The following is a 4,713-nucleotide window of genomic DNA, read 5'->3' on the forward strand; positions in this document are numbered from 1 at the left end:
CGAGCGGGCGGACTCCGAGGTGCTCGCAGCGCTGCGGGCCGCGGAGTCGGACCCGGCCGGCCTCAAGGACGACCAGTACCTCGCCCTGGCCACGGCCACGGGGGACGGGCTGGCCGCCGTGGCCGGACTCGCCGACCGGATCCGCGCGGACGTGGTGGGGGAGACGGTGACCTACGTGGTCAACCGGAACATCAACTTCTCCAACATCTGCTACACGGGGTGCCGGTTCTGCGCCTTCGCCCAGCGCAAGGGGGACGCGGACGCGTTCTCGCTCTCGGCCGCCGAGGTGGCCGACCGCGCGTACGAGGCGTACGTCTCCGGGGCGTCCGAGGTCTGCATGCAGGGCGGGATCGACCCGGACCTGCCGGTCTCCGGTTACGCCGACCTCGTCCGCGCGGTCAAGGAGCGGGTGCCGTCCATGCACGTCCACGCGTTCAGCCCGATGGAGATCTCGAACGGGGCGGCCCGGTCCGGGGTGGGGGTCAGGGAGTGGCTCACCGAGCTGCGGGCGGCCGGTCTGGACACCATCCCCGGTACCGCGGCGGAGATCCTCGACGACGAGGTCCGCTGGGTCCTGACCAAGGGCAAACTCCCGGCCTCCGAGTGGATCGACATCGTCACCACCGCCCACGAGGTGGGCCTGCGCTCGAGCTCCACCATGATGTACGGCCACGTGGACACGCCGAGGCACTGGGTGGCGCACCTGCGCACCCTGCGGGGGATCCAGGACCGGACCGGCGGGTTCACCGAGTTCGTCCCCCTGCCCTTCGTGCACCGCAGTGCCCCGCTGTACCTGGCGGGCGCGTCCCGGCCGGGCCCGACGCGGGAGGAGAACGTCGCCGTCCACGCCCTGGCACGGATCATGCTGCACGGATCGATCCACAACGTGCAGACCAGCTGGGTCAAGCTCGGGGTCGCGGGGACGCGCACCATGCTCCGCGCGGGGGCGAACGACCTGGGCGGCACGCTGATGGAGGAGACGATCTCCCGGATGGCCGGGGCCGAGAACGGGTCCGCCAAGACCCCGGAGGAGATCGCGGAGATCGCCACCGGGATCGGTCGGCCCGCCCGGCGTCGGGACACCGTCTACGGACCGGCCCCCACCCAGATCCCCGTGACCGTCGTCACATAGCGCGACCGGCTTCGGGGCGGCGTCGTCGCGGACGCGGGGTGTGACATACGATGCAGGCCATACCGCTACGAGGAAGGTGGCTGACGTGACCTACACGATCGCAGAGCCGTGCGTCGACGTGATGGACAAGTCCTGCGTCGAGGAGTGTCCTGTCGACTGCATCTACGAGGGTGGACGGATGCTGTACATCCACCCCGACGAGTGTGTCGACTGCGGCGCGTGTGAGCCCGTCTGCCCGGTGGAGGCCATCTTCTACGAGGATGACACCCCGGAGGAGTGGTCCGAGTACAACACCGCCAACGTCGACTTCTTCGTCGAGTTGGGATCGCCGGGCGGCGCCGCCAAGGTGGGCAAGGTCGACTACGACCACCCGTTCATCAAGGCGCTGCCCCCCATGAACCAGGAGTGACCCCGGTGGTGTCGCGCCCGGAGCGTCGTCCGCCCGGGCGCGCGCTACCCGTGTTCCCGTGGGACACCCTCGCCGAGGCGAGGTCAGTGGCCACCGCGCATCCCGACGGCCTGGTCGATCTCACCGTGGGCACCCCCGTCGACCCGGTCGCCCCGGTGATCCGTGAGGCACTCGCCGCCGGATCCGCGGAACCGGGTTACCCGACCACCATCGGGACCGCGGAGCTCCGGCTCGCGGCCGCCGACGCTCTCCACCGGCGCTACGGGGTCACCGGCCTGGATCCCGGGGCGATCCTGCCCGCGATCGGTACCAAGGAGTTGATCGCGGGTCTGCCCGCACAGCTCGGACTCGGCCCGGGCCACACGGTCGTCGTGCCGGAGGTGGCCTACCCGACCTATGAGGTGGGGGCCCTGCTCGCGGGTGCGACGGTCGTGCGCGCCGACTCCCTGACGCAACTCGGCCCGTCGTCGCCCACCCTGCTCTACCTCAACTCGCCGTCGAACCCCAGCGGCCGGGTGCTCGGCGTGGACCACCTGCGCAAGGTCGTCGGTTGGGCCCGCGACCGCGGGGTGATCGTGGCCTCGGACGAGTGCTACCTCGGGCTGGTCTGGGAGGGTGAGGCGCCCTCGGTCCTCGACCCGCGTGTCTGCGACGGCGACCACACCGGGCTCCTGGCCCTGCACTCGCTGTCCAAGACGTCGAACCTGGCCTCGTATCGTGCGGGGTTCGTGGCGGGCGCCCCGTCCCTCGTGGCGGAGCTGCTGGCGGTGCGCAAGCACGCGGGTCTGATGATGCCCCTGCCCGTCCAGAACGCCATGACCGCGGCGCTCCGGGATGACGCCCACGAGGCCGAGCAACGCGAGCGGTACCGGGCCCGACGTGAGCTCCTGCTCCCGGCCGTGCAGGACGCCGGATTCCGGGTCGACGACTCGCAGGCCGGGCTCTACCTCTGGGCGACCCGCGACGAGCCCTGCCGGGAGACGGTGGACTGGTTCGCCGCCCGCGGTGTCCTGGTGGCCCCCGGTGAGTTCTACGGTTCCGCCGGGGCCCGGCACGTCCGCATCGCCCTCACCGCGACCGACGCCACCGTGGCCGAGGCGGTCCGTCGGCTGGCCTGAGCGGGTCGCACCCTACGTCCGCCCGGCCTCCCGCGTCGCCCAGCCTCCCGCGTCGCCCAGCCTCCCCAACGAGAAGGACGTTCCGCGCACCCGCCTCTCGGGCGATGTGTGCGGAACGTCCTTGTCGTTGGAGGTCGACGCCGCCGGCGAGCGTCGCGGGAGGTCAGTCGTTGGCGTGGAGCGCCTCGTTCAGCTCGACGCCCTCACGCTTCCACGGCACGGCCTCGACTGCGCCGGAGACGGAGTTGCGCCGGAACAGCAGATTGTCCATCCCGGAGAGCTGGCCCGCCTTGACGGGCTCGCGATCGGCCCAGGCCCCGGCCCGGACGTCCACCTTGGTCCCGGCAGTGACGTAGAGCCCGGCCTCGACCACGCAGTCGTCGCCGAGCGAGATCCCGATTCCGGAGTTGGCACCCAGCAGGCAGCGCTCGCCGATCGAGATGGTCTCCTTGCCGCCGCCCGAGAGGGTTCCCATGATCGACGCGCCGCCACCGACGTCGGAGTCCGCACCGACCACGACACCGGCCGAGACGCGTCCCTCGACCATCGACGGCCCGAGGGTGCCGGCGTTGAAGTTGACGAACCCCTCGTGCATGACGGTCGTCCCCTCCGCCAGATGGGCACCCAGTCGGACGCGGTCGGCGTCGGCGATCCGGACCCCGGACGGGACCACGTAGTCCACCATCCTCGGGAACTTGTCCACGCCGTAGACCGTCACCGGGCCGCGGGCGCGCAACCTGGCACGCACCATCTCGAATCCCGGTACCTCACAGGGGCCGAAGTTGGTCCACACGACGTTGGCCAGTGTCCCGAACAACCCGTCCATGTTGGCGAAGTGCGGCCGGATGAGCCGGTGGGAGATCAGGTGCAGCCGCAGGTAGGCGTCATAGGCGTCGGTCGGGGCCTGCGTGAGGTCCTCGATCTCGACCCGCACCGCGACCCGCTCGACACCGCGATCGGCGTCGGGTCCGGTGAGGGGAGCCAGCTCCTCGGGGACCTCGTCACCCGACAGGATTCGGTGACCCCCCTCGGAGGCCGCTCCGAGCTGGGGCGCTGGGTACCACACGTCGAGGACGGTGTGATCGGACGTCAGGGTGGCGATTCCGGTGGCCACGGCTCCGTGTGCACTCATGCCCCCGATGCTAGCGGTCGGCCCCGGCGCGTACCGGCCACGGGCATCTAAGGTGGACGCCGTGACCGCCGCCCTCGATCTGACCGCCGACCCGGTCGACCTCACCCGCGCCCTCGTCGACATCGCCAGTCCCTCCCGGGAGGAGGCGGAGATCGCCGGCGCCGTCCACACGGCGCTCGCATCCGTGGTCGCCGGCTTCACGGGTCCGGCCGCCGGGCGGACCGAACTCGTGCGGGACGGCCACCGCGTTCTGGCCCGCACCTCGAGGGGGTTGCCGACCCGGGTGGTGCTCGCCGGACATCTCGACACCGTCCCGGTGGCGGACAACGTCCCGTGCCGACTCACGGGTGAGGGAGCCGATCAGGTCCTGCACGGGTGTGGGACCGTCGACATGAAATCCGGCGACGCCGTGTTCCTCCACCTGTTCGCGACCCTGGCGGACTCCGCCGAGCTCGCGCACGATCTCACGTTGGTGCTCTACGACTGCGAGGAGATCGAGGCGACCGCGAACGGTCTCGGGTTCCTCGAACGGACCCACCGGGACTGGCTCACGGGGGACGTGGCGATACTCGGCGAGCCCACCGGCGGCCTGATCGAGGCGGGCTGCCAGGGCACCCTCCGGATCCGGGTCCACGCCCGCGGCACCCGGGCCCACTCGGCGCGGAGCTGGTTGGGGGACAACGCCGTGCACCGCCTCGCCCCGGTGCTGGCGGCGCTGGAGAGGTACGGACCGCGCTCGGTGGACATCGACGGCTGCGTCTACCGGGAGGGGCTGCAGGCCGTGAGGATGTCCGCGGGCGTGGCCGGCAACACCGTCCCGGACGAGGCGTGGCTCGACGTCAACTTCCGCTTCGCGCCGGACCGGCACACCGATGCCGCTCTCGCGCACGCCCTCGACGCGCTCGGGTTGACCGCGGCGGGC

5 protein-coding genes are annotated in these 4,713 nt (G+C 71.6%); 4 read left to right on the top strand and 1 reads right to left on the bottom strand.

From position 1 onward, the window contains the following. The 3 genes from cofH to dapC form a co-directional block, all read left to right on the top strand. Positions 1 to 1,132, top strand: a 1,132-nt coding sequence (gene cofH / locus G6018_RS00080; protein ID WP_182638409.1) for a 5-amino-6-(D-ribitylamino)uracil--L-tyrosine 4-hydroxyphenyl transferase CofH, incomplete at its 5' end; no start/stop codon positions are given. Between the two features lie 85 nt (positions 1,133 to 1,217). Next, positions 1,218 to 1,541, top strand: a complete 324-nt coding sequence (gene fdxA / locus G6018_RS00085) for a ferredoxin (RefSeq protein WP_095718370.1) — start codon at positions 1,218 to 1,220, stop codon at positions 1,539 to 1,541. Positions 1,542 to 1,546: 5 nt separating this feature from the next. Continuing rightward, a complete protein-coding gene (gene dapC, locus G6018_RS00090; protein WP_182610367.1) occupies positions 1,547 to 2,659 on the top strand; it encodes a succinyldiaminopimelate transaminase in 1,113 nt (370 codons plus the stop codon). Between the two features lie 163 nt (positions 2,660 to 2,822). Here dapC and dapD read toward each other — a convergent pair whose 3' ends face one another. Further along, on the bottom strand, positions 2,823 to 3,791 hold the full coding sequence (gene dapD, locus G6018_RS00095) for a 2,3,4,5-tetrahydropyridine-2,6-dicarboxylate N-succinyltransferase (protein WP_179525597.1): 969 nt from the start codon (positions 3,789 to 3,791) through the stop codon (positions 2,823 to 2,825). 7 nt (positions 3,792 to 3,798) lie between these two features. On the opposite strand from dapD, the gene dapE reads away from it, so the two are divergent. Beyond that, positions 3,799 to 4,713: succinyl-diaminopimelate desuccinylase (gene dapE, locus G6018_RS00100; RefSeq protein WP_182638410.1), on the top strand; the 915-nt coding region annotated here is incomplete at its 3' end.

Origin of the sequence: Dietzia sp. DQ11-44 (assembly GCF_014145205.1) — a bacterium.
GTDB classification, from domain to species: Bacteria; Actinomycetota; Actinomycetes; order Mycobacteriales; family Mycobacteriaceae; genus Dietzia; species Dietzia natronolimnaea.

Bases quoted from the DNA above. Each gene is read 5' to 3' on its own strand.
- dapD (WP_179525597.1), bottom strand. From the start codon at position 3,791: ATGAGTGCACACGGAGCCGTGGCCACCGGAATCGCCACCCTGACGTCC.